This window comes from Paraglaciecola marina (assembly GCF_004360155.1).
Classification (GTDB): Bacteria; Pseudomonadota; Gammaproteobacteria; order Enterobacterales; family Alteromonadaceae; genus Paraglaciecola; species Paraglaciecola marina.
The window spans coordinates 1-22,471 of the sequence record NZ_SAIS01000004.1 but is presented as its reverse complement, the minus strand read 5'-3'; the positions used below and the strand labels follow the sequence as shown (position 1 = coordinate 22,471).

Sequence of the window (22,471 nt, the reverse complement as noted above, 5' to 3'; positions counted from 1 at the left end):
TCTAACACCCCGAACGTTCAAGCCTTACTCAAATTCATACTTTTTGCGTAAGCGCATACGCTCGCTGTCAATTTTACTCAGCAGTGCCTGAATAACCGGTTTATCACTTATATCATTAAACTCATAGCGCACCTCTTCTAGGCCCCACAAACCAATGCCAGAACCTTCTGGCAGTTGTGGCAATAAGCTTTGCGCTTGTTCGAATTGACCTGCATATAGCGACAATATAAATTCATACGCTGGCATGTTTAGATAAAAATTATAAGATGCACGGTGGTCTAATTTATATTGTTCCAACAGCTGTAACATTTGCCCTGCTAATTTTTTTGCTTGATTTGTGTCACCCAGTTTGCGTAATACGCTAATGTACGAAGCCGTGGCATTTAATTGCTCTATTGAGGGGTTAGGCGGGTTCAATTGCTTGACGCGTTTTCTTAACTCGCCAAGCTGTTCACTCTTTCGCGCAATATCGATTAATACCATGGCGTCTTCTGAAAAAATATTGAAATATTGATTGGGTACCAGTGCATTCCATAACTCATCAAATGATTTGTTGGGCAAAGGGTAACCATTAAAATAAGCCGCGGTATAACTATAGGTCGCCCAGTATCCGTTACTGGTCATATCGATATTGTCTAGCAGCGTTTGGGCGCTCTGGTCTAGGCCTAGTGTGTTTAAGTAATAAAAATAATTATGAGTGTTGCGTTGGTTGGGGTTGTCCTGATAATGGCGTTGCGCGGTTAATAAGCCTAGCTCAGGGTTTATGTATGAGACATAACGAGATACGTCTTCTGTTGTGGCATTTTGTTTGAAATCTTGCGCGTCTGCAGGTGACAAACAAGCTAGCACAAAATATTGCAGGCGGTTTTTGTAGACTAACTCTAGCGCTGCAGGGGCAATATTATCGACAAACTTTTCAATATCCTCGCAGGGTGCAAAACGACTTGCAAGAGTATTAAAATAATGAAACTGAAAATCATAATCAAAGGGATAAGCCCGAATCGCCTTTTGGTAAAGTTGCACGGCTTTATCGGTTAGTTGGGCATAATCGTCGTAGCTTACGGCCAAGGATAAAATTGCATCGCGGTTTAAAGGGTCCAGCGCTAAAGCTTGCTCAGCAAAGCCAATAATCTGTACATCAGTCACATCATCATTTTCCGTATTCGACACATCAACAGCCCCCACATAGGCGGCTAGGCCCAAAATGGCTGATGTATCAGGGTATTGTTCAAGCAATGTATTTAAGATCAGTTTGGCCTGATTAATATCCGCGGTTGTTTGACGGTTTGCTAGAGCACGGGCGATAACCAACTGTTCAACGGCTTTATAATCTAGTTTATCTAGGGCCGCTGCATAGCGGTCATCCTGATGGATAAGTTTGAGTTTGAGTGCCGACGCCACTTGATTACTGACTTCTTCTTGTAATACAAATACATCTTCGAGTTTACGATCAAAGGTATCCGAGAAAAGGTGGGCACCCGATTTAGCATCAATTAGTTGTACTGTAATGCGCAGATTGTTGTGACTTTTGCGCACGCTGCCTTCAATTAAATAATCGGCTTTGAGCTCAGCAGCAATCAGAGTTAAATCTTTTTGCACATTTTTATAGGAAAAACTGGTGGTACGCCCCAGTACTTTTAAATCACGAATTCGTACCAGTGTATTGAGCAGCTCTTCGGTCAGGCCATCAACAAAGATGTCTTGCTCGGGCTCATTACTCAGGTTTAAAAACGGTAATACCGCTAGTACTTTGGTTTGGTTTTGGGTAATAACTAATTCTGCTTCCTGCACTGCTGGTGTAGGTGGAGAAGATAACCACAATTTATCGACCGCAAGATAAACAAGTAATACCACCACCACACTCACCAAAGGTTGATTTTTCGCCCGGTTTGGTTGGTGATGGAAGTGCCTTGTTCGACATCGTTGGTGGGGCGAATACCCTCAGGGGTCAATTCAAAGGCCCAAGCAAAAATACAAGCAATTGGAAAGCCTATCATAAACACCACAGTAACAATGGTGCCAAACATGGTGGGTAATTTTAGAAAAGGGGAAATTACGGAAATGATTTGCATCACTAACCAGGCGGTAACCAGATACACACTGGCGACTTTTACTACATTGCGGCGTTTAAGTTCCTTGAAAAATGACATGTTGTTCCGTGCTTAATTTTATCGTAAATTCATTTCACATTGCTCGCAACCGCAACCGCAACCGCAACCGCAACTGCATGGCCGACTCTTAAAGTGTTAGTGTTTGTTATATCACCAGTTATCTTTAAAGTGAATGCTTGATTAAGTGAAAAAAACGATTACCAGTGATGTGGGCCTAAAGTATTTTTACAATAGTTTCAATAAACAAGCGAACGACTAATAATGACTTTTACTTAGAATTTATTTGTTCAACAGTTGGTTAAATAACCCCCACTAGTGCTGGCTAACGAAATCAGCTAAAATGCGCGCCCTAAATTTCCACATTGGCAAATTAATGATGAATCAACCAATAAATCGCACTATCTCTATCGCGCCAATGTTGGATTGGACAGATAAACACTGTCGGTATTTCCTTAGACAAATTTCACAACATGCGCTTTTGTACACCGAAATGGTTACCACTGGGGCGATCATTTTTGGCAAAGGCGATTATCTGGCATATAGCCAAGAAGAGCACCCTGTAGCATTGCAATTGGGAGGTTCTTATCCTCTTGACATGGCGCGTTGTGCGGCTGAAGCGCAAAAGTACGGTTATGATGAAGTGAATATCAATGTAGGTTGCCCCTCTGACCGAGTACAAAATGGCAGATTTGGTGCGTGTTTAATGGCTGAGCCTGAAACCGTGGCTGATTGTATTAAAAGCATGCAGGCAGAGGTTGATATCCCCGTTACAGTAAAGTCCCGAATTGGCATTGACGAGATGGATGAGTACGAAGACTTAACCCGTTTTATTGATGTGGTTGCTGCGTCAGGCTGCGATACTTTTATTGTGCATGCCCGCAAAGCTTGGTTAAAAGGCTTAAGTCCAAAGCAAAATCGTGATATTCCGCCTTTAATGTACGATCGTGTTTATCAATTAAAACAAGAGTTTCCAGGTTTGCATATTAGCTTAAATGGTGGTGTGAAAACCTTAGATGAAGTAAGCGCTCATTTAGCTCATCTTGACGGCGTGATGATAGGTCGAGAGGTGTATAGTAACCCTTATATTTTGGCTGAAGTTGATAAACGTTTTTATCAAGATGCTTCTCCCATTAAAACTCGCTTTGAAGTGGTTCAGGATATGCTGCCTTATGTTGAACAACAAATGGCTGATGGTGCTAGGGTGTGGCATATCGCCAGACATATGCTAGGGTTATTTCAGGGCCAACCTGGGGGGCGTATTTGGCGCAGGTATTTGAGTCAAAATGGCACTAAAGCGGGTGCCGGTATTGAGCTGCTTACTGATGCGGTACATGTCTTACTAGAAGCTCAAACGAAGGCAAAATCATTTCAGTCTGAAATGCTCGATTAAATTAACCACTCGATTGGTCAAAATTACTACTTTTTAGCTATTTAAGAAATGGCCAGAGAGACTATGTTATCTAGAGTTAAATAAAAATATTAATTAAATCAAATAGATAAAAATAATGTTCTGATTGGCACAACTATCGCAAAGGATATTGCGACTTAACTATTAACTGGTACTAAATCAGTTAATCATTCAATTAACTAAAAGGAAATTATTATGTTTACTAAATCTAAAATCGCTGTTGTTGCTTTAATCTCTAGTTTTGCAGTTATATCTACAGTTAACGCTGAAGAAATGTCATTAGAAAGTTACGTAAGTGGCATGGTTAATCAAGCTATGGTGGTTGCTCAGCAAGAAATTAAAAATACTGTACAAGAAAATATATTAAATGTTGCCTATAACGTTAGCTTAGACGAAAGCCAATCTTATAACACTAAAGTGACCATCAAAGATATAAAAGTAAAAAGTGATGAGGCAAGTGTTAATAAAGCTAAATAAGGGGTGGTTATGTTTTATCAACTATCTTTATTTATTATGTTGTTAACACCGGTTATCGCTTATGTAGCAGGCGCTTTAATTTTTAGCTTTGTTTCACAACTGCGAAAAGGTTTTGTGCTAACAACACTTAATAGCAGCATCTTCCAATGCAGAAACGGTCACTAACAGATGTATTGACCGTTTCCCCTATCCATTTTACCCTTGAATTTAATCCTTATATCCTCATTTTTTTTCGCAAGTCTGTTTAGGGAATATACTGGCTTTGAGATGTTTTCTAATTGACATATCTAAGGCTCCAGAGTTAATAAATATAGCTATTTGTTCATTTATTTTAGCTTTTTCTAAACGTAAATCCTTACCCATTACAAACCCCAGGTTAACAAAAATTATGGCTTTGGGAGACTGGTAAAATGTAAATTCGCAAAACTCTGGGCCAGACATTATTGCCCAAGCATTCTCCTGACTCATATAAGCAAAGTCGCAGCGTCCTTTTTATAGCTATCAAATACAAAAGGTTCTTTAAACTTAGACTTGGAATACAAGAAACTAGTGTGAGGCATAAGGGGATCTGAATATATAAAGTGATTAGGATTTGATACCCAAACCGAACTCCCAAAAAAAGATCTGCTTGCTCTGTATAAACGAAGTGCTCATTACGAGACCGGCTAGAGTCAATATAGTCCACATTAAATTTGTCTGCTTCGTGAAAGCTATTAAAAAAATCAACAACTACACCTCGGTATCGAGCGTGCTCTATGTCGTAATAAATATAAGGTGATGACCCAGGCGAATTAATTACAAATCTTAAACTTTCTGTGCAGCAAAACTAAGTGTATGACTAAGTATTGCTAGTGTTACACACAACATTAAAGCGTAATTTCTAATCGCAGCTTTGTGTAATTCCATTTACCTTGGATATCCATGTCCGGCTTTATTATAAAATTATTTTACAGGTTTTCATTAATAAAAGAATTGCTCAATTAGACATCTTATAATTTATTAAATCGTAAAATATTTAATTTGTATTTTTCACCAATTACTTGGTGTATTTGACCATTTTATTGTTTTCTTTGAATTTATTAAAAACACTATTACCTGTTTATATTGAATAAAATCTAATATAAACAATTGGTTAGCTAACGGTGTTAAATTGGCACACCACTTGTAATAGTTATAGTACTAGCGCTGAAATCATTCAGCACAAGATACTTTAAATCTAACAGGAGAATTATTATGGGTATGTTTTCAAGAATGTCAGACATAGTTCAGGCCAACATTAATGCCATTTTAGATAAGGCTGAAGACCCAGCTAAAGTGGTGAAATTGTTGATTCAAGAAATGGAAGAGACTTTAGTGGAATTGCGTTCTGTTGCTGCCACAAACTTAGCTGAGAAAAAACAAGTTCAACGTCAGATTGCAAAACTAGAGCAGCAAGTGACAAGTTGGCAAGCTAAAGCAGAGTTGGCTCTAGAGAAAGGTCGTGAGGACTTAGCAAGAGCGGCACTTACTGAAAAGAATATAACGCAACAAAGCTTTGCTGCTTTATCAGCTGAAATGGAAACCATCGAAGAGTCGCTAACTAAGCTACAAGCGGATATGGGGAAATTACAAGATAAGCTGGTGGAAGCCAGGGCTAAACAAAAATCTATGATACTAAGAGAGCGCTCTGTATCTGTGCGTATGCAAGTTAAGAGTAAAGCTCAGTCAGTGAAGATTGATGACGCCATCATTCGTTTTGAGCAATATGAGCGTCGTATTGATGATTTAGAGTCGCAAGTTGATGCTTATGATTTGGTTGATGAAGCAAAAGGCTTAGACGCTGAGTTTAAAAAGCTTGAAGCTGAAAACAAAATTGAAGAAGAGTTAGCAGAGTTACGTAAAAAAGTTGCCTAATAAGCAGGATACCCACTAAGTGGCAATTTAATTTGCCACTGGTTCAGAATTTAACAGGAGAAGATTATGAGACAGTATATTGATGTAAATAGGTTATATAAGGATTCAGTGCATGGCAAAATATCTGGTGTTTGTGCTGGCTTAGCAAAGCATTGGAATGTATCACGGTTATTGGTTCGCTGTGTTGCTGTAGTGTGTTTGATAATGTTGCCAGTAGTAACGGCAGTAGCCTATGTAACAGCCACTGTTTTAATCCCTAACAGGTAATTATCATGTTAAAAAATCTCTTTTTAGCGGTATTGATTGCTGGGGTTTTAACATATTGTTTTGGTCATGTAGTGACGGAATGGTTCGATTTACATCTAGTTTTATCTGATTATGAAGTTGAGCCATTTACGTCAATTATTGCTGCCACTGCTATCGTTGCATTATTGGTATTTATTGGGTTCATTGTCGCTTTTAGTGTTATCGCTGCAATGGTACTTATTTTTGTAGCATGCGCTATTGGATTGTTTGTAGCAGGCTTGGGTATGTTTTGGCCGGTTATTTTAATCTCGATTGTGATTTATCTACTGGTAAGAGAAAAGCCTTCGGCAGCTTACTAATTTTGTTTAGAAAGTTGGAGGCTCAGGCACAAATATATAAACAAGTCTTGGCATGTCATGGTGATTGCTGAATAATCTAAGTCTGTTTGTAAATTAAGTATGGAATATCGATGCTTCGAGTCTTCACAGTTTTATTAGGAATTAGCTGTTTTTGGTGTCAGGCAGAATTAGTAGTGTCAGATGCAACAGTTAGGTTGTTGCCCCCTGGTGTACCTAATACTTCGGCATACCTTTCAATTGAAAACCTTTCAAATAAAGCAGAAATAATAGTTGCAGCCTCTTCGAATATCGCTAATAAAGCAGAACTTCATAATCATGTTTTAGTGAATGATATGATGAGTATGCAACAACAAGATTCAATAATAATAGAGCCTGGTCAGACAGTTTATTTCAAACCAGGCGGTTTACATATTATGTTGTTTGGCTTAAAGCAAACGCTAGTAGAAAACCAAGAGGTTAGCTTAAAATTAATTACTCAAGATGGAGACGCAATAGACTTTAAAGCGACTGTAGCTCGTCCATCTCATGCAACGCATCACTAAGGATATTGACATGCAAAAATATATCACTCCCAAACGATTACTAAGTGTAATCGCGATCCTTATTTTCTTATTGTGGATAGTGTCGATTTTCTGGAGCGTTGAGCCAGACCGTTTTGAACCTAGAGAGTTAGCTCAGCAGCAAGCTCTTGAAAAAAATGAAAAGGTAGTAGCAGGTTACACTATGACTACTAGCTTGATTGCCGTTGCTGAAGCCTTACTTAATAAGTCTGGTGGGTACTTATCAAATGATGTTATTCCGCCAAGTGTCATGATGGATAACATGCCCAGCTGGGAATTTGGCGCTTTAGAAATGACTCGTGATTTAGCACTAGCCATGCGTAAAGATTTTAGTCGTTCACAAAGTCAGTCAGTAGAAAACGCTTATCTAACTAAGGCGCAACCGCAATTTAATAACGATAGTTTAAGTTGGATTTTGCCTTCTGCTGAATCAAAATATCAAGAAGGCATAGACAATCTTTATCTCTATCGCGCTAGCCTCGCTGATGTGACATTACAGCAAGGTCAGTTTTACGCTCGAGCAGACAATTTAAGAGATTGGTTAAAACAAATGGAAAAACGTTTAGGTAGTCTATCTCAACGTTTAAGTGCCAGTGTCGGACAAGACCGCATTGACACAAATTTAGCGGGTGATGCAGAGGCTAGTCAATCAACTCCAACAGCCCATAAATTAGTTGATAAAACTAGCTGGTGGCGCCTAGATAATAATTTTTATGAAGCCCGTGGTGCTAGCTGGGCTTTATTACACTTCTTGAAAGCAGTAGAAGTAGACTTCTCGGATGTGTTAGAAAAGAAAAATGCAAAAGTCAGTCTACAGCAAATTATACGTGAGCTTGAAGCGACTCAAGAGTCCATCTGGAGCCCTGTAATTTTGAACGGTAGTGGCTTTGGTATGTTAGCTAATCACTCATTAGTTATGGCGAACTATATTTCTCGTGCAAATGCTGCTTTAATCGAGCTAAGCGAACTACTTAATCAAGGATAAACCATGAAAAAAACGGCAATTACATTAGGGCTTATTACATTATGCTCCAGCTTCTCTAGCCAAGCAGACACCTTATTGGGTTTATATGCAGGGGCTCAGGGGTGGAATATGGAAACGTCAGGTGGCTTCTCGGACGATGGGGATAATAGAGATTTTAATTTTGATACTCAGACCAATACTAATATTTACGTGGCCTTTGAACACCCAATCCCTCTGATCCCAAATATCAAATTACAAAGAACTGACATGAGCACGCAAGGTGATGTTAATTTTGATAGTAATTTTGAATTTAATGGTCAGTTGTTTTCTGTCGATTCGGATGCTAATACCGAAGTTGATTTAACCGCCACAGATATCATTTTGTATTATGAATTTTTTGATAATGACCTGATTAGTTTTGATTTTGGTATTAATGCTAAATATCTTGAAGGCGAATTTACAGTTACTGAAAAAGAAGCTCCAAACCGCACAGAAACATTAGATTTCTCAGTACCTGTTCCTATGTTGTATTCTAGATTGGCTCTTGGTATTCCATTTACTGGTTTTGGTGCTTATGTAGAAGGTAATTATTTAAGTATTGATGACAATACCTTGTCAGATTACCAAGCGGTTATTACCTATAGTTTAATAGAAAACCTAGCTATAGATGTAACTTTTCAAGTGGGCTATAGAGCTGTGACCTTAGAGCTAGATTACAGTGATGATAATAATAGAATTTATTCAGATCTAGAATTTAAAGGGCCTTTTGCAGGGATAGAAGTACACTTTTAACATTTTGTAATAATTTCATCTGATTTGGTTATAACGAATCAGCTTTTATTCTTTCCTGTTGTTTAGATAGATCGCTAACCTACCCTTGTATTAATAACGGTTAGCGATCTTATGACTTCACCTATAAATCAACCCTCAGGGTTTGCTGCTGGTTTAAATGAAAACCAGTGGGCTCAAATTAGTCAGGCTTCGGCCACTCTCAATCCACAACAGCTTACATGGCTAAGTGGATACTTTGCAGGTTTGGCACAAAATGGCCAGGCTAGCACTATACCAAGCGTGACGGCTGGTCCATCTCAATCTATGACTATCTTATATGGTTCACAAACTGGCAATGCCAAAGGTGTAGCCGAGGAATATAAAGCGAAATTAGACGCGCTAAACCTTCCTTCTAAGTTAGTTAGTATGGCTGATTATAAGCACAAACAACTTAAAACAGAAAGCCATGTGGCTATTGTTGTAAGTACTCATGGTGAAGGTGAAGCGCCTGATGATGCCGTAGAGTTACATAGCTTTTTAGGTGGTAAAAAAGCCCCTAAGTTAGACGGGCTAAAGTTTGCTGTTTTAGGACTAGGTGACACTAGTTATGAGTTTTTCTGCCAAACAGCCAAAGATTTTGACAATCGCTTACAAAGCCTAGGCGCTAAGCGAATTATTGATCGCGTTGATTGTGATGTGGACTATGATGAGGCTGCTACAGCTTGGTTTGAAAGTTTAAATCATGAAATTAAAGATGAGTTATTAGCCCCTAGCGCTGGTGCCGATCCGTCTTTAAATTTAGACGCGCAGTCTGTTGCTGCTACTCAGTACACTAAAAAAGCTCCCTTTGCGGCATCTTTACTAGAAAGTCAAAAAATTACTGGCCGAGATTCTGTAAAAGATATTCGCCATATTGAAATTTCGTTAGAAGAGTCTGGTATTCAATATCGTCCGGGTGATGCTCTAGGTGTTTGGTTCGAAAACGATGAGCAATTAGTAGCTGCTTTATTGGCTACCTTAGAATTAAATCCCGAAGAAAGTATTACATTTTCTGGTGAAGACTATTCTCTTAAACAAGTTTTGGTTAGTAAACTTGAGTTAACTCAAAGCTACCCTAGTTTTGTACAAGCCTACGCTGGTTTTGCTAATAATGTTGAATTAAACGCTTTGATAGAAGATAAAGCGGTACTTCGAGAGTATTTGGCAGAACGTCAAATTATCGATATTGTACGTCAATATCCAGCTAAACTATCAGCACAAGAATTAGTTGACGCTCTACGTGGTATGACACCTCGTTTGTATTCTATTGCATCAAGCCAAGCAGAAGTGGAAGACGAAGTTCACTTAACAGTAGCTTTAGTTGAATTTGACGCCCATGGTTCTGTACACCAAGGTGGGGCTTCTAGTTTCTTATCAAAACGTTTAAATGAAGGTGGTGAAGTGAAGGTGTTTGTTGAAACAAACGATAACTTCAGGCTACCTGACGACGGCAATACCCCTGTGATTATGGTTGGTCCAGGCACAGGTATCGCACCATTTAGAGCTTTCATGCAACAGCGTGAAGCTGAAGAAGCTAGCGGTGAAAACTGGCTGTTCTTTGGAAATCCAAACTATACCCAAGACTTTTTGTATCAGACAGAATGGCAACGTTTTGTTAAAGAAGGGGTAGTAAATAAAGTAACTTTAGCTTTTTCTCGTGACCAAGAAGAAAAAATATACGTGCAGCATCGTATGCTAGAGCAAGGCGCTGAATTGTATAACTGGTTAGAAAAAGGCGCACACTTTTATGTGTGTGGCGATGCTAATCACATGGCTAAAGATGTACAAGATGCATTGGTTAAAATTGTGATTGAGCACGGTGGTAAAACCGAAGAAGAAGCAGAGCAATACCTTTCAGACTTGCGCCGCGCTAAACGCTATCAGAAGGATGTATATTAATGAGCACTGATAATAAAAATTTCGTCGTTGAAGGCAAATTGGCAGACAACGAACGTTTGAAAACCGAAAGTAACTATTTACGTGGGACCATTGCAGAAAATCTTACTGATGACCTAACTGGCGCATTTGTTGGAGATAATTTCCAACTTATTCGTTTTCACGGAATGTATCAACAAGATGACCGTGATATTCGTGCTGAACGAGCTAAACAAAAATTAGAACCTCTACAGAACGTGATGTTACGCGCCCGTTTACCTGGTGGTATTATTTCTACTGAACAATGGCTAGCTATTGATAAATTTGCAGAAGAAAAAAGTATTTACGGCAGTATTCGTTTAACTACTCGCCAAACGTTCCAGTTTCATGGTGTGTTAAAACCTAACGTTAAACCAATGCATCAAATGTTGAATCAAGTAGGTATTGATTCCATTGCCACTGCAGGTGACGTAAACCGAAATGTGTTGTGTACCTCGAACCCTGTTGAGTCAGAGTTACATCAAGAAGCTTACGACTGGGCCACTAAAATTAGTGAACATTTACTACCTAAAACTCGTGCTTATGCAGAGATTTGGTTAGATGGTGAAAAAGTTGAAACCACTGATCATGAACCTATTTTAGGAAGTACTTATTTACCACGTAAATTTAAAACCACAGTTGTGATCCCTCCACAAAATGATGTGGATGTACATGCTAACGACCTTAACTTTGTGGCTATTGCTGAGAATGGTAAATTAGTTGGCTTTAACGTGTTAGTGGGTGGTGGTTTAGCAATGACCCATGGTGATACTTCTACTTTCCCCCGTAAAGCAGATGATTTTGGTTTTATTTCTCTGGAGCATACATTAGCGGTTGCAGAAGCAGTTGTCACTACCCAGCGAGATTGGGGTAATCGTGTAAACCGTAAGAATGCTAAAACCAAATATACCCTTGAGCGTGTTGGTGTAGAAAATTTCAAAGTGGAAGTTGAAAAACGTTCAGGAGCTATCTTTGCTGCAAGTAAGCCATATGAATTTACGTCACGTGGTGATCGAATTGGTTGGGTTGAAGGCGCAGATGGTAAGCATCACTTAACAGTATTTATCGAAAATGGTCGAATTCTTGATTACCCAGGTAAAACCTTAAAAACAGGTTGTGCTGAAATTGCAAAAATTCACCCAGGAGATTTTAGACTTACCGCTAATCAAAACTTGATTGTGGCTGGTGTACCTGCTGAGTTGAAAGATAAAATTGAAAAAATAGCCCGCGATAATGGCTTGATTGAAGATTCTGTTAGTAACCAACGTAAAGATTCAATGGCTTGTGTTTCACTTCCTACGTGCCCATTGGCAATGGCTGAAGCTGAGCGTTACTTACCTGATGCGGTTACTAAAATTGAAGGTTTTTTGGCAAAACATGGTTTGCCAGAAGAAAGCATCATTTATCGTATCACTGGCTGTCCTAACGGGTGTGGTCGCGCGATGTTGGCTGAAGTAGGCCTAGTGGGTAAAGGCCCTGGTAAGTACAATTTCCACTTAGGTGGCGATCGTCAAGGTACACGTATACCTAGAATGTACCGTGAAAACATTGATGAAAAAGAAATTATGGAAGAGTTGGATGGTTTAATTGGTCGTTGGGCCAAAGAACGCCAAGCCAATGAAGCATTTGGTGACTTCTTGATTAGAGTTGAAGTAGTTAAGCCAGTTATTAATTCTGCTAAGGATTTTCACGATGTCCCTAACTACGCAATCTGAGTTAGGTGTGAGTACTGTTAGACGTTTTTCTAGTGAAGAGTTAGCAGAAGTTAACTTGTCATTAGAAAAGCAGTCAGCAGAACAGCGTGTTACTTGGGCCCTAGAGAACTTACCTCAACAGTTCATGTTATCTTCCAGTTTTGGGGCGCAAGCTGCAGTAATGTTGCATATGGTGACTCAGCAATGTCCAGATATTCCAGTTGTGTTGACGGATACTGGGTATTTGTTTCCTGAAACTTACCAGTTCATTGAGCAGATGAAAGAGCAACTTAACCTAAATTTAAAGGTCTATCGTTCAGAGCTATCCGCAGGTTGGCAGGAAGCCAAGTATGGAAAAATGTGGGAACAAGGCATAGAAGGTATCGAGAAATACAACACACTCAATAAAGTAGAGCCTATGCAAAAAGCACTACAAGATTTGAATGTGAAAAGTTGGTTTGCCGGGTTACGTCGAAGCCAGTCTGATATGCGTGAAAAGTTGTCTGTTTTACAGCAGTTGAAAGATCAAACTAAGATTTACCCTATAATAGATTGGTCAAATCGTACTGTACATATGTACTTAAAGGAGCATGGTTTGCCATACCATCCGTTGTGGGAAAAAGGTTATGTTTCAATTGGTGACTGGCATAGTACTCGCTCACTGGAAGAAAGTTTGAATGAACAAGACACACGCTTCTTTGGATTAAAGCGAGAGTGTGGTTTGCATGAGTTTGGAGACGGTATCTAAAGCCTTGCCCTTTTCATTGGTCAGCCCCTTTTATATTCAACTGGGGTTAATCAATGTTAAATGCTCTTCCTAAAGTTGATAATATTGCATCTGTGTAAGCATCAAGTTTCTGTTTATTTACCAATTTGCATAATTCTGCACCTGTAGGTGTGAATTTATAATACAACAAAGTTGTACCTTCCTTTTTAGCGGCTAGTATTAGTTTGGAACCGGCACAGCGCCATTCTGTTTGCGTACTGGTATTTAGCTCTCCTGACTCAATCTCGCTATGATGAATCAAACCTAAATCCATCAAAGACAATAGGTCTGGGTAACTCAGACCATATTCGGCTAAGTTAAGTTGTTTATTCTTGAAGGTGTTAAAAAACGACCAAATATTGGATTTTTGATAGTAACCGATTAGAAGCCTAGGTGTAGATTCACCTTTTTTATAACTTGTTAGGTTAACGGCTTGTCGAAAGATATGTGCATCTTTTTGTGTAAGCTGTTTTAGAAGAGTGAGCGTTTTCAGAGAAAAACTTCCAGGTTTGGCAGTTTCTACTGCAAATATTTTCCCCCATAGTTCCTGCATAGCTGGTGAAAAAATTTCTTCTGCCATATTTACAAAACTGAAAAACCAATCAGGGTCAATGGATTCCTCTTTGCCGTCTTCTAAACAAAAATCTAACGCTCTACCGAGTATGTTTTCTAAATTGCTGACTTTACGACGAGCCAATATTTGAGCTTTGAGACGTACTTTATCATCTATACTTTGAGTCTTGGTATTATTGTAGCTACCTTGGATACCCACTTGTGAGAACCATTTAGTTATTTTTTTTTGATTGTGTTGTTTATTTACCTTATTCTCTGCGGATGATTTAGAAGTTACAGCTGTATTTTTCGAACCAGATTTCGCCCCCGCAACTTGAATAGGTTTAGGTGAATGATTTAATTCAATTTTCATAAAAATGTACGCTAAACTCTAAAAATATGGTCAAGGCCAGTATATTGCGTTAATTCATGTTACATGAGCAATGAAAAATGTTAAGTTTGGTTCACTTCGCTCAGAATTCCTTATTTACTCGGTGATAAGAGTTAGCATAGTTTAGTGTTTGGTGGAGAGTCGATGAGTTTAAACAAATATGAGAATGACGAATTAATCTTTCTATCAGAAGATAGTCCTTCTGCTGTGCAAAACCCTACTGGAATGTGGAACATTCTAGTAGTCGACGACGACAAAGAAATCCACTCAGTTACACGGTTAGCATTATCAGATCTTATCGTTAATGATAAATCATTAAACTTTATCCATGCCTATTCAGGCGCCCAAGCGCTAGAAATTATTGAGGAAATGGGCACTTCCATTGCGATAATATTACTTGATGTTGTGATGGAGTCTGATGATGCCGGTTTAACAGTCGCACGTAAAATGCGCGAAGAGCTACATATTATTGAACCTCGTATTATTTTAAGAACTGGGCAACCTGGATACGCCCCAGAAGAAAAAATCATTAAAGATTATGATATTAATGATTATAAAACTAAAACTGAATTAACTCGCAGTAAATTAGTTACCACTATTATTGCGTCTTTACGTTCTTATCAACAGATATTGTCAATAAACCAAAGCCGTCAAGGTTTACAAAAAATTATCAGCGCTTCTGCTAATTTAATGGAAGAGCATTCAATAAAAAGTTTTTGTAGTGATGTATTGGTACAAATTAACGCCTTAATTGGCGAAAACGCCAGCGGTTTCATATGTGCAGAGGCTGGAGTAGCCTTAGATAAGGAAGATGAAAATCTTTACGTACTAGAAGCAACTGGTGAGTTTTTATCCTGTATTAATGAAAAATTGGATAGTTTGGCAGATACAGATATTGTTAACTCTGTGCATTGTTGCTTAGAGGCTAAAGAGCATATATTTGAAAAATTTTTTACTGTTTTTTATTTGCACAGCGCTAATTATGAAGCGGCCATTTATTTACAAATTGGTAGTAAAATCAATATCATTGATAGGCAATTGTTGGAAGTTTTTCTATCCAGTGTATCTATTGGATATGAAAATGTTAATTTATTTCATCAATTACGAACCGCAGCATTTAAAGATTGGTTAACCAAGCTCCCCAATCGTAGTGAGTTCATTAATATGCTTGATGATTGTTGTTCTGGAAAACTAAGAGGGACTGATTTCATCGTTGCCCTAGTTGACCTTAATCATTTTGCAGACATAAATGACGGTTTAGGCCAAGATGCTGGTAATAGTACCTTGATGGCTGTAACTAAACGTCTAGAAGATAAATTTATTGAGAATGTACAGATAGCAAGAATCGGCTCGGATGTCTTTGGTTTGATCGGGTCTGAGTCATTTGTAAACCCTGAATCTTTGAATAAACTGTTTCTTTTACCCTTTAAAGCAGGTGAGCATTCATTATCTTTATCGGCTTCTTTCGGCTTTTGCCGTCTGGATGGAAGAGCTCAATCCGGGATTAATATTTTAAAGCAAAGTAATATTGCCTTAAATAAAGCGAAGAAAAACTTAAAGATAAACTATGAGTTTTATTGCCCAGAGATGGAGCAAGAAACTACTTGGCGTCTAGAAATGATTAGGCAGCTTACCCTGGATTTTGAGGCTAAAAAGTTACAACTCTGGTATCAGCCTCAGGTCGATCTTGTGACAGAAAAAATCGTGGGGATGGAAGCGCTATTGCGTTGGCCAAGTGCAGAGGGAAGGTTTGTTTCTCCAGCTATATTTGTACCTTTGGCAGAGTACTCTGGGTTAATAGTAGATATTGGTATCTGGGTGCTAGAAGAATCTTGTAAGCATCTTAACAAATTGAAAAGTAGAGGGTTTGACTCTTTACGCATGGCTGTAAATATATCAATGCCACAATTTAGAGACCCCAAGTTTGTAGAAACCGTTAAAACCATTATTAGTGAATACGGTATATCTCCTGAAAAAATTGAATTGGAGATAACTGAAAGTGTAGTAATGGATGAGCCGCATATAGTGATTGAAGCACTTCAAGAGTTAAAGAAGTTTGGTGTTAAAGTTGCGATTGATGATTTTGGTACCGGTTTTTCATCAATGAATTATCTACAAAAACTACCTTTAGACAGACTTAAAGTCGATCGCTCTTTCGTAAATGAAATAACTCCAGGAAAAACAGCTTTCATTGCTGAAACAATAGTTACCCTTGGTACAAAGTTGGGGCTGGCGACCATTGCTGAAGGTGTTGAAAAGCGAGAGCAAGCTAGCTATATGCTTAAGTTAGGGTGTGATGAGGCTCAGGGATATCTATTCGCCAAACCTATGCCTTATAATGAACTGCTCGAATTCTTAGACAATGATGGTGTTTAAGGTTGGCAAGTGGCTTGTTATAGATGGCTTGCAAGCACCTGCTGCATTTGTGGCAGTACTGTTTTTTCAAACCAAGCATTTTTTTTAAGCCAAATATTGTTTCTTGGTGATGGGTGAGGAAATACCATATATTTAGGTTGATAGTCTCCCCAGTTCTGTAACCTTTCCGTTAGTTTTCTGTTGTCAGTTAAGTAATAATCTTGCGCGTGTTTACCGATCAATATGACAAGTTTTGGCTTACTGGTTTTCAGTAACTCTCCATGCCATTTAGGTGCACATTCAGGCCTAGGAGGTAAGTCACCGCTTTTGGCCTTACCGGGGTAACAAAATCCCATTGGAACTATGGATAATATGCTTGGGGTATAAAACTGTGTTTCGTCTAGTTTTAACCATTCCCTTAAACGCTTACCTGAAGCATCGTTCCATGCTTTTTGGCTTTCATGTGCCTTAATTCCGGGGGCCTGACCTATGATGAGTACCTTTGCTAGAGGTGAAAATTGTAAAATTGGACGAGGTGGCAAAGGTAAGTGGTCTGCACATATTGAGCATCGGTCAATTGCCTTAATTATATCCATTTTCCTATCCAATAAAAAAGGCTTCAAATGAAGCCTTGATTGTCACTATTATTACCCAAATTAATCTGCACAACCTGGCATAAAATCAAACTGATTTAGTTGTAACCATTTTTCTTTTTGTATGGCTAATTTTTGTTTCAATTCTTTATATCTATAATGTACTTCTAAATTTTTGTAGCTGCGCTGCAAAGACAGTTTCTTGATTTCCATTAATTGCTTTTTCGCTGCGTAATATTCTGTCATTCGTTGTGCCAATAATTCATATTCTTTTTGAACTCGAATTAAAATCTCTTCTGCATTTTGTAACTTAGATACTTTTTCTTTGGCTAACTTTAATTGCATTGCTACTTTAGCTTTTTCGATACGCTCTTCAGGGCATCGACGCAAATTTTTTGCTAAACCTAAATATGCTAAACTCCTAATCAACCACTTTGTGGGATCAAATTGCCACCATTTTATGCCATTTCTATAATCATATTCAAAGATATGATGGTAGTTGTGGTATCCCTCACCAAATGTAAAGAAGGCCAACACGTCGTTGTCTCGAGCGCTATTTGCATCCGTATAGGGCTGTCTTCCCCAAATGTGGGCTAATGAATTTATAAAAAACGTGACGTGATGCACCACTACCAATCTAAATACCCCAGCTAGTAGTAACATGCCCCAGATATCTCCATTTAGCCAACCAAGTAGCATAGGTATACCAAAGTTAGCGGTAAGCATAATGGCTAAATAATTATTGTGTTGCCACATTACAACCTTATCTTTTTGTAAGTCTCGACAGTTATTGTAGTCAGCATATCTATGCCTTTGATATTCTCTCAACATCCATCCCATATGAGAGAACCAAAAGCCTTTCTTTGCTGAGTAAGGATCACGTTCGTTATCATCAACATTTTTGTGATGAACTCTATGATCAGAGCTCCAATGTAAGATACTGTTTTGAAGTGCCATTGCTCCGCCAATAGCCAAAACAGATTTAACTATGCTGTTAGCCTCAAATGCTTTATGAGACCAAAGCCTGTGATAACCGGCAGTAATCGACATTCCAGAGAAATAGATAAGAATAATGCAAGCTGCAATCTCAAACCCATCAAACCCATTTAGAATCGCCTCAATAGGGACCAGTATAAGTGCAATAAGTCCGGTTATTATAAATACCAATATGTTGGTAAGGATTAGACGTGGCTTTTTCATTTAATGTCAATTTCAGCTTACAAGTGTACGCTATTTTACTTTGCTCCCGCACTTAAGCAAGTTAATTGTGGTATTTCTAGGCTTTTATAGTGTCTATTTCTTATCTTTTCGCGTTAGAATCAGCGCTATGAAAGCTATTAAAGAATCTCCATTAAGTCGCCAAGACCAAAAATTACGAACCCGCAGAACTATAATTGACGCTGCGTTTTCCTTATTAGATGAGGAGCGTAGCTTATCGAGTGTAAGCCTTCGAGAGGTTGCACGAGCTGCAGGTATTGCCCCTACTTCTTTTTATAGGCATTTTAAAGACATAGACGAATTAGGTCTTACATTGGTGGATGAGGCTGGATTAGCACTGCGCCAGTTAATGCGTCAAGCAAGATTAAGAATTGCATCAGGTGGAGGTGTTATAAATACTTCTGTAGATACCTTTATGGAATTTATTACTGCAAATAATAATGTGTTTCGTCTGTTATTGAGAGAGCACACTGGCACATCTATGGCTTTTAGGGCTGCTGTACTAAGAGAAATAAAGCACTTTACAGTTGAGTTGACAGATTACACTATTGCCACTACTGGGCTCCCTTATAACATAGCTAATTTGCAAGCAGAGGCCATGGTTAAGCTGGTTTTTAGTGCAGGAGCTGAAGCCCTCGATGCAACCAAAGAGCAAAAAGAAAGTGTTGGACGTCGCGTTAAATTACAGCTCAGATTTGTTGCAAACGGAGCGTTACAAGCGTTGTCTGAGCAGTCATCTAGGCAGATAAAATAATTTATAGCTTTTGTAGGTATACTCCACATTCCGCATGGTGAGTATAAGGAAATTGATCAAATAACGCGAAACGAATAACTTTATGGGTTTCTAATAGTGTATCTAGATTGTGTTTTAACGTTTCTGGATTACAAGAAATATACACAATGTTCTTATAGTGTTTGATCATATCTAGGGTCGCATTGTCTAAACCTGATCTCGGCGGATCAACCAATACCGTTTTACATGCGTAGTCATCTAATTTGATACCATCTAGTCTGCGGTACTCTCTAACACCTTGTTGTGCTTGAACAAACTCTTCACTTGACATCCTAATGATTTTTAAGTTATTGACCTTGTTATCTTTTATATTTTGTTGTGCTGCTGCCACCGATGTCTTGGATATTTCTGTTGCTAGTACCTTACTAAAGTTTTGCGCTAAGGGGATTGAAAAATTGCCAGCGCCGCAGTAAAGCTCAAGTAAGTCATCTTCACTCCCCTTAGTGACATCTAAGGCCCATTCGATCATCTTAATGTTTACTTTGGCATTAGGTTGAGTAAAGCTATTTTCGATCTGTTTAAATGTGAAGGTTTGCTTGTTTATGAGTAAAGTTTCTGTCGCATAATCTTTATCAAGTACAATCTTTTGTTTTCTAGCGCGGCCAATTATATCTAGTTTGTAACTTTGCCTTAGTTTTTTAAGTATTGTTTGTATCTCGGTGACCCAGTCATCATCCAAAGTTTTGTGGTACAGCAAAGAGGCTACAATTTCACCACTTAATGTGGCTAAGTAATCTATTTGGAATAGTTTTCTGCGAGCGGCTTCGCTTACTTTCAGCTCTGCTATTAAATCTGTCATTAGGTCATTGATTAATTGACAGGCTGGAGGAAAGTTATGTACTTGATATTTCTCTTTAGTAGTTTGATCAAACATTACATGATGAAGTTCATCGCCGTCATGCCAAAGCCTAAATTCAGCACGATACCTGTAATGTGAAGCGTCTGATTCAAATGTTTCCAGTTCGGGCATTGAAAACTGTGCAAATGCTTGTTCAACAAAATGATATTTTTGCTGTAACTGTTCGACATATAAGTTTGGATTAATTTCTGTCGGTCGCATAGATTGCCCTACATATTGATATAAAAGCGGCAAGGTAATGGGTTTTGAGTGAGACTTCAACACATTATAAAACGCTACAAAACTAAGTTGGTGATATTTTATGCAAATACAGCTAAATGTTGCACACTAGCTGCCGATATTATTAGTTAAGGATAGTGAGGTATCTGAAATGAATATTAGTCAATTAAAAGCCTTTTTAGGTGATAAGCCCCAACATTTGGGCAGCGAGAATAGCCTTCAAAATCAGCTGAGAGATTCTGGTTTAGAGCAGGCCGCCCGTAATCAAAGTAATTTACAAAAGTTACAAAGTGATACTTTCAGTTCTAGTAGTAGCTTTGGTGTACGAATTTATTCAAACTCTATGAGTAGTTCTTTAGAAGTTAATAGGCAAAAGCCAAATTTTTCAGTACCTGAAAAAGATAAGGCTGAGGAGTCTTTATTTAATTTTGAGGAAGTCACAAAAAATGTACTTAACTTTGTAACTGGTGCAATTACAAATGCTCAAAATAAGGGAGCTAGTGAAGAGGCATTAAACTCCTTGTTTGATCAGGCATTGTCCGGAGTACTAAAAGGTGTTGACTTAGCTGAGCAAGATCTAGCTGGTTTTATGAATGAAGATATTGCGGAAGGGATAAGTCAGAGCAAAAGTTTAATTCAACAAGGCATTGAGCAACTTAGAAACAAAGTATTTGGTAATGAAACAGAATCGAGTAGTAGCGAAGAGTCGGATGTTTTAGTTTCTACTGATATTTCTAACTTTAAGTTACAGCAGGGGGAACTATATATCCGTACTAAAGATGGTGACCAAGTTCTGCTTACGTTTGACGACATAGAGCAGCTTGATATTAGTCAAAAAGAAATACTTGAAAAGGTTAAAGATGACAGTGCAGAAATAACTCCAATTATGCCACAACCTACCACAGAGCTTGAGAGTGAGACGACTGAAGATAATCTTGATAGTTTGGTTACAGAGGACACTGTAGTTGCTAACGTTAATGAGTCAGAAGAGTCTATAGTCCTTCAACAAAACTCAGTATATTTTCAAGAAAGCTCTCTCTCTTTTTCAGTTAAAGGTGAACTAGATGAAGCTGAGCTTGAAGCCATAGCAGATTTGGTTGCCAATACCTATGAATTGGCCGAAGAGTTTTTTAATGGTGATATTGAAACTGCTTTCAATCAAGCGCTAGAGTTAGGGTTTGATGAACAAGAGCTTACAGGTTTTGCTTTACAACTAACAAAGGTTGAAAACACTCAAGTGATTAAAACCTATGAGACTGTATCTCGCTATGATAACGAAAACACAGAAAACGAACCCGCCAAAGCGGTATCACCTGTTGCAGATTATCTCGATAAATTACTAAATGTCTTAGATGGTTCTAGATCGCAATTTGATAGGAGTGAATCCTATGAAAATGTAGTGAACGAGCTAATTAACCGATTAGGAAGTGAAGTCGCTACACCTGACTTGATTTCAGCAATTAACCGTTTTAATGAGTTTAATCAAAGGCTAATTAATAACTTGCCAGTTGGTTTTCAACCAGAGAGCTAATTAGTATTTTTAAAGTAAAAGCCCCCAATATTTGTGCTTTTCGCATATTGAGGGCTTTTTTGTATTACTGCGGTTAGAAATAGTGTCTGACTTAGTCCTCTACTTTATCTTTAGCAAGTCTAACTTTTAAGGTTCTTTCTTGGAAACTAGAGTCATTTAAATGCTTTATAGCTTTATTTGCTCCCTTAGCATCCATTTCCACAAATCCATAGCCTTTCCTTTTGCCTGTTCTTCTGTCTTTCATTAGACGAACCGAAACAACCTTTCCTTGCTGCTCAAAATACTCCTGCACGGCTTGCTCGTTCGCACGATAAGGAAGGTTGCCTACATATAAGGTAGCAATTTCATCCACAGTATCGCTTTCTTCATTTGATGTGTTAACTAGATTAGATAATAGAGGGGTTAGGATACCACCAATTAATACGCCTACAGACGCCGCCAAAGAGCTGGAAATATCAGCAGTGACAATTGGTAAAAGGAAATACATGATTACGGCAATGATAATAGTGATAACAATATTAAAAATAAAAGAGGGATTCATATGCTCTACCTAAAAAGTGTTTATGGTTAATTAAGATTAAATAGCGTCCACATGTTACTGATTTAATTAGCTTTCGCAAACAATTAGCGACAAGACTTGCCTATATATTTACCTTTACCATTCAAAAATGCTGTTTTTTTAAGTGCTTTGTCCGAAAAATAAGCAGTTGAAATAAAAAATGAAATAAAGTGTTGCATAGGAATGTGTTCTCTCTATA

At 38.3% G+C, this 22,471-nt stretch carries 22 protein-coding genes; 14 read left to right on the top strand and 8 right to left on the bottom strand.

Translation table 11 applies throughout. The features are described 5' to 3' along the window. Positions 1-24: 24 nt before the first annotated feature. Positions 25-1,857 (bottom strand): tetratricopeptide repeat protein, encoded by a 1,833-nt coding sequence (locus EOK74_RS09460; RefSeq protein ID WP_166638745.1) that lies wholly within the window; start codon positions 1,855-1,857, stop codon positions 25-27. A 5-nt stretch (positions 1,858-1,862) separates the two neighbouring features. Continuing rightward, positions 1,863-2,150 carry a hypothetical protein gene (locus EOK74_RS09455; protein ID WP_133469762.1) on the bottom strand — a complete coding sequence of 96 codons (288 nt, stop codon included), beginning with the start codon at positions 2,148-2,150 and terminating at the stop codon, positions 1,863-1,865. A gap of 334 nt (positions 2,151-2,484) precedes the next feature. On the opposite strand from EOK74_RS09455, the gene dusA reads away from it, so the two are divergent. Both dusA and EOK74_RS09445 read left to right on the top strand, forming a co-directional pair. Continuing rightward, positions 2,485-3,501, top strand: a complete 1,017-nt coding sequence (gene dusA, locus EOK74_RS09450; RefSeq protein ID WP_133469761.1) for a tRNA dihydrouridine(20/20a) synthase DusA — start codon at positions 2,485-2,487, stop codon at positions 3,499-3,501. Positions 3,502-3,714: 213 nt separating this feature from the next. Further along, complete coding sequence (locus tag EOK74_RS09445) at positions 3,715-3,996, top strand: hypothetical protein (RefSeq protein ID WP_133469760.1); 282 nt, start codon at positions 3,715-3,717, stop codon at positions 3,994-3,996. Between the two features lie 222 nt (positions 3,997-4,218). Here the strand turns inward: EOK74_RS09445 and EOK74_RS09440 are convergent, their stop codons facing one another. Then, positions 4,219-4,464 (bottom strand): hypothetical protein, encoded by a 246-nt coding sequence (locus tag EOK74_RS09440; RefSeq protein WP_133469759.1) that lies wholly within the window; start codon positions 4,462-4,464, stop codon positions 4,219-4,221. A 765-nt stretch (positions 4,465-5,229) separates the two neighbouring features. Between EOK74_RS09440 and pspA the strand changes: the two genes are divergently transcribed. The 9 genes from pspA to EOK74_RS09395 all read left to right on the top strand — a co-directional run bounded on the left by pspA (position 5,230) and on the right by EOK74_RS09395 (position 13,184). Continuing rightward, positions 5,230-5,889, top strand: coding sequence for a phage shock protein PspA (gene pspA, locus EOK74_RS09435; RefSeq protein ID WP_133469758.1), 660 nt, complete (start codon positions 5,230-5,232; stop codon positions 5,887-5,889). A gap of 66 nt (positions 5,890-5,955) precedes the next feature. Further along, on the top strand, positions 5,956-6,156 hold the full coding sequence (locus EOK74_RS09430; protein ID WP_133469757.1) for a PspC domain-containing protein: 201 nt from the start codon (positions 5,956-5,958) through the stop codon (positions 6,154-6,156). A gap of 5 nt (positions 6,157-6,161) precedes the next feature. Further along, positions 6,162-6,494, top strand: coding sequence for a hypothetical protein (locus EOK74_RS09425; protein WP_133469756.1), 333 nt, complete (start codon positions 6,162-6,164; stop codon positions 6,492-6,494). A gap of 110 nt (positions 6,495-6,604) precedes the next feature. Then, positions 6,605-7,036 (top strand): copper chaperone PCu(A)C, encoded by a 432-nt coding sequence (locus EOK74_RS09420; RefSeq protein ID WP_133469755.1) that lies wholly within the window; start codon positions 6,605-6,607, stop codon positions 7,034-7,036. Positions 7,037-7,046: 10 nt separating this feature from the next. Further along, positions 7,047-8,039 carry a DUF2333 family protein gene (locus EOK74_RS09415; protein WP_133469754.1) on the top strand — a complete coding sequence of 331 codons (993 nt, stop codon included), beginning with the start codon at positions 7,047-7,049 and terminating at the stop codon, positions 8,037-8,039. 3 nt (positions 8,040-8,042) lie between these two features. Then, positions 8,043-8,810, top strand: a complete 768-nt coding sequence (locus EOK74_RS09410) for a TIGR04219 family outer membrane beta-barrel protein (RefSeq protein ID WP_133469753.1) — start codon at positions 8,043-8,045, stop codon at positions 8,808-8,810. 111 nt (positions 8,811-8,921) lie between these two features. Further along, positions 8,922-10,727 (top strand): assimilatory sulfite reductase (NADPH) flavoprotein subunit, encoded by a 1,806-nt coding sequence (locus EOK74_RS09405; RefSeq protein ID WP_133469752.1) that lies wholly within the window; start codon positions 8,922-8,924, stop codon positions 10,725-10,727. Continuing rightward, positions 10,727-12,457: an assimilatory sulfite reductase (NADPH) hemoprotein subunit gene (cysI, locus tag EOK74_RS09400; RefSeq protein WP_133469751.1), complete on the top strand. Its 1,731-nt coding sequence runs from the start codon at positions 10,727-10,729 to the stop codon at positions 12,455-12,457. The genes EOK74_RS09405 and cysI overlap by 1 nt, the downstream gene beginning before the upstream one ends. Beyond that, positions 12,435-13,184, top strand: a complete 750-nt coding sequence (locus EOK74_RS09395) for a phosphoadenylyl-sulfate reductase (protein ID WP_133469750.1) — start codon at positions 12,435-12,437, stop codon at positions 13,182-13,184. The genes cysI and EOK74_RS09395 overlap by 23 nt, the downstream gene beginning before the upstream one ends. A 46-nt stretch (positions 13,185-13,230) precedes the next feature. Here EOK74_RS09395 and EOK74_RS09390 read toward each other — a convergent pair whose 3' ends face one another. Then, positions 13,231-14,127, bottom strand: a complete 897-nt coding sequence (locus EOK74_RS09390; protein ID WP_133469749.1) for a TIGR03899 family protein — start codon at positions 14,125-14,127, stop codon at positions 13,231-13,233. Positions 14,128-14,289: 162 nt separating this feature from the next. On the opposite strand from EOK74_RS09390, the gene EOK74_RS09385 reads away from it, so the two are divergent. After that, positions 14,290-16,521: a bifunctional diguanylate cyclase/phosphodiesterase gene (locus EOK74_RS09385; RefSeq protein WP_133469748.1), complete on the top strand. Its 2,232-nt coding sequence runs from the start codon at positions 14,290-14,292 to the stop codon at positions 16,519-16,521. 17 nt (positions 16,522-16,538) lie between these two features. On the opposite strand, the gene EOK74_RS09380 is transcribed toward EOK74_RS09385, so the two are convergent. Both EOK74_RS09380 and EOK74_RS09375 read right to left on the bottom strand, forming a co-directional pair. Next, positions 16,539-17,096, bottom strand: coding sequence for a uracil-DNA glycosylase family protein (locus tag EOK74_RS09380; protein WP_133469747.1), 558 nt, complete (start codon positions 17,094-17,096; stop codon positions 16,539-16,541). Positions 17,097-17,156: 60 nt separating this feature from the next. After that, complete coding sequence (locus EOK74_RS09375) at positions 17,157-18,293, bottom strand: acyl-CoA desaturase (RefSeq protein ID WP_133469746.1); 1,137 nt, start codon at positions 18,291-18,293, stop codon at positions 17,157-17,159. Positions 18,294-18,420: 127 nt separating this feature from the next. On the opposite strand from EOK74_RS09375, the gene fabR reads away from it, so the two are divergent. Next, positions 18,421-19,065, top strand: a complete 645-nt coding sequence (fabR, locus tag EOK74_RS09370; RefSeq protein WP_133469745.1) for an HTH-type transcriptional repressor FabR — start codon at positions 18,421-18,423, stop codon at positions 19,063-19,065. A gap of 1 nt (position 19,066) precedes the next feature. On the opposite strand, the gene trmA is transcribed toward fabR, so the two are convergent. Further along, positions 19,067-20,164, bottom strand: a complete 1,098-nt coding sequence (gene trmA, locus EOK74_RS09365) for a tRNA (uridine(54)-C5)-methyltransferase TrmA (RefSeq protein WP_133469744.1) — start codon at positions 20,162-20,164, stop codon at positions 19,067-19,069. 169 nt (positions 20,165-20,333) lie between these two features. On the opposite strand from trmA, the gene EOK74_RS09360 reads away from it, so the two are divergent. After that, positions 20,334-21,713, top strand: coding sequence for a DUF5610 domain-containing protein (locus tag EOK74_RS09360; protein ID WP_133469743.1), 1,380 nt, complete (start codon positions 20,334-20,336; stop codon positions 21,711-21,713). A gap of 91 nt (positions 21,714-21,804) precedes the next feature. Here EOK74_RS09360 and EOK74_RS09355 read toward each other — a convergent pair whose 3' ends face one another. Further along, positions 21,805-22,254, bottom strand: a complete 450-nt coding sequence (locus EOK74_RS09355; protein ID WP_133469742.1) for an RNA recognition motif domain-containing protein — start codon at positions 22,252-22,254, stop codon at positions 21,805-21,807. Between the last annotated feature and the right edge of the window lie 217 nt (positions 22,255-22,471).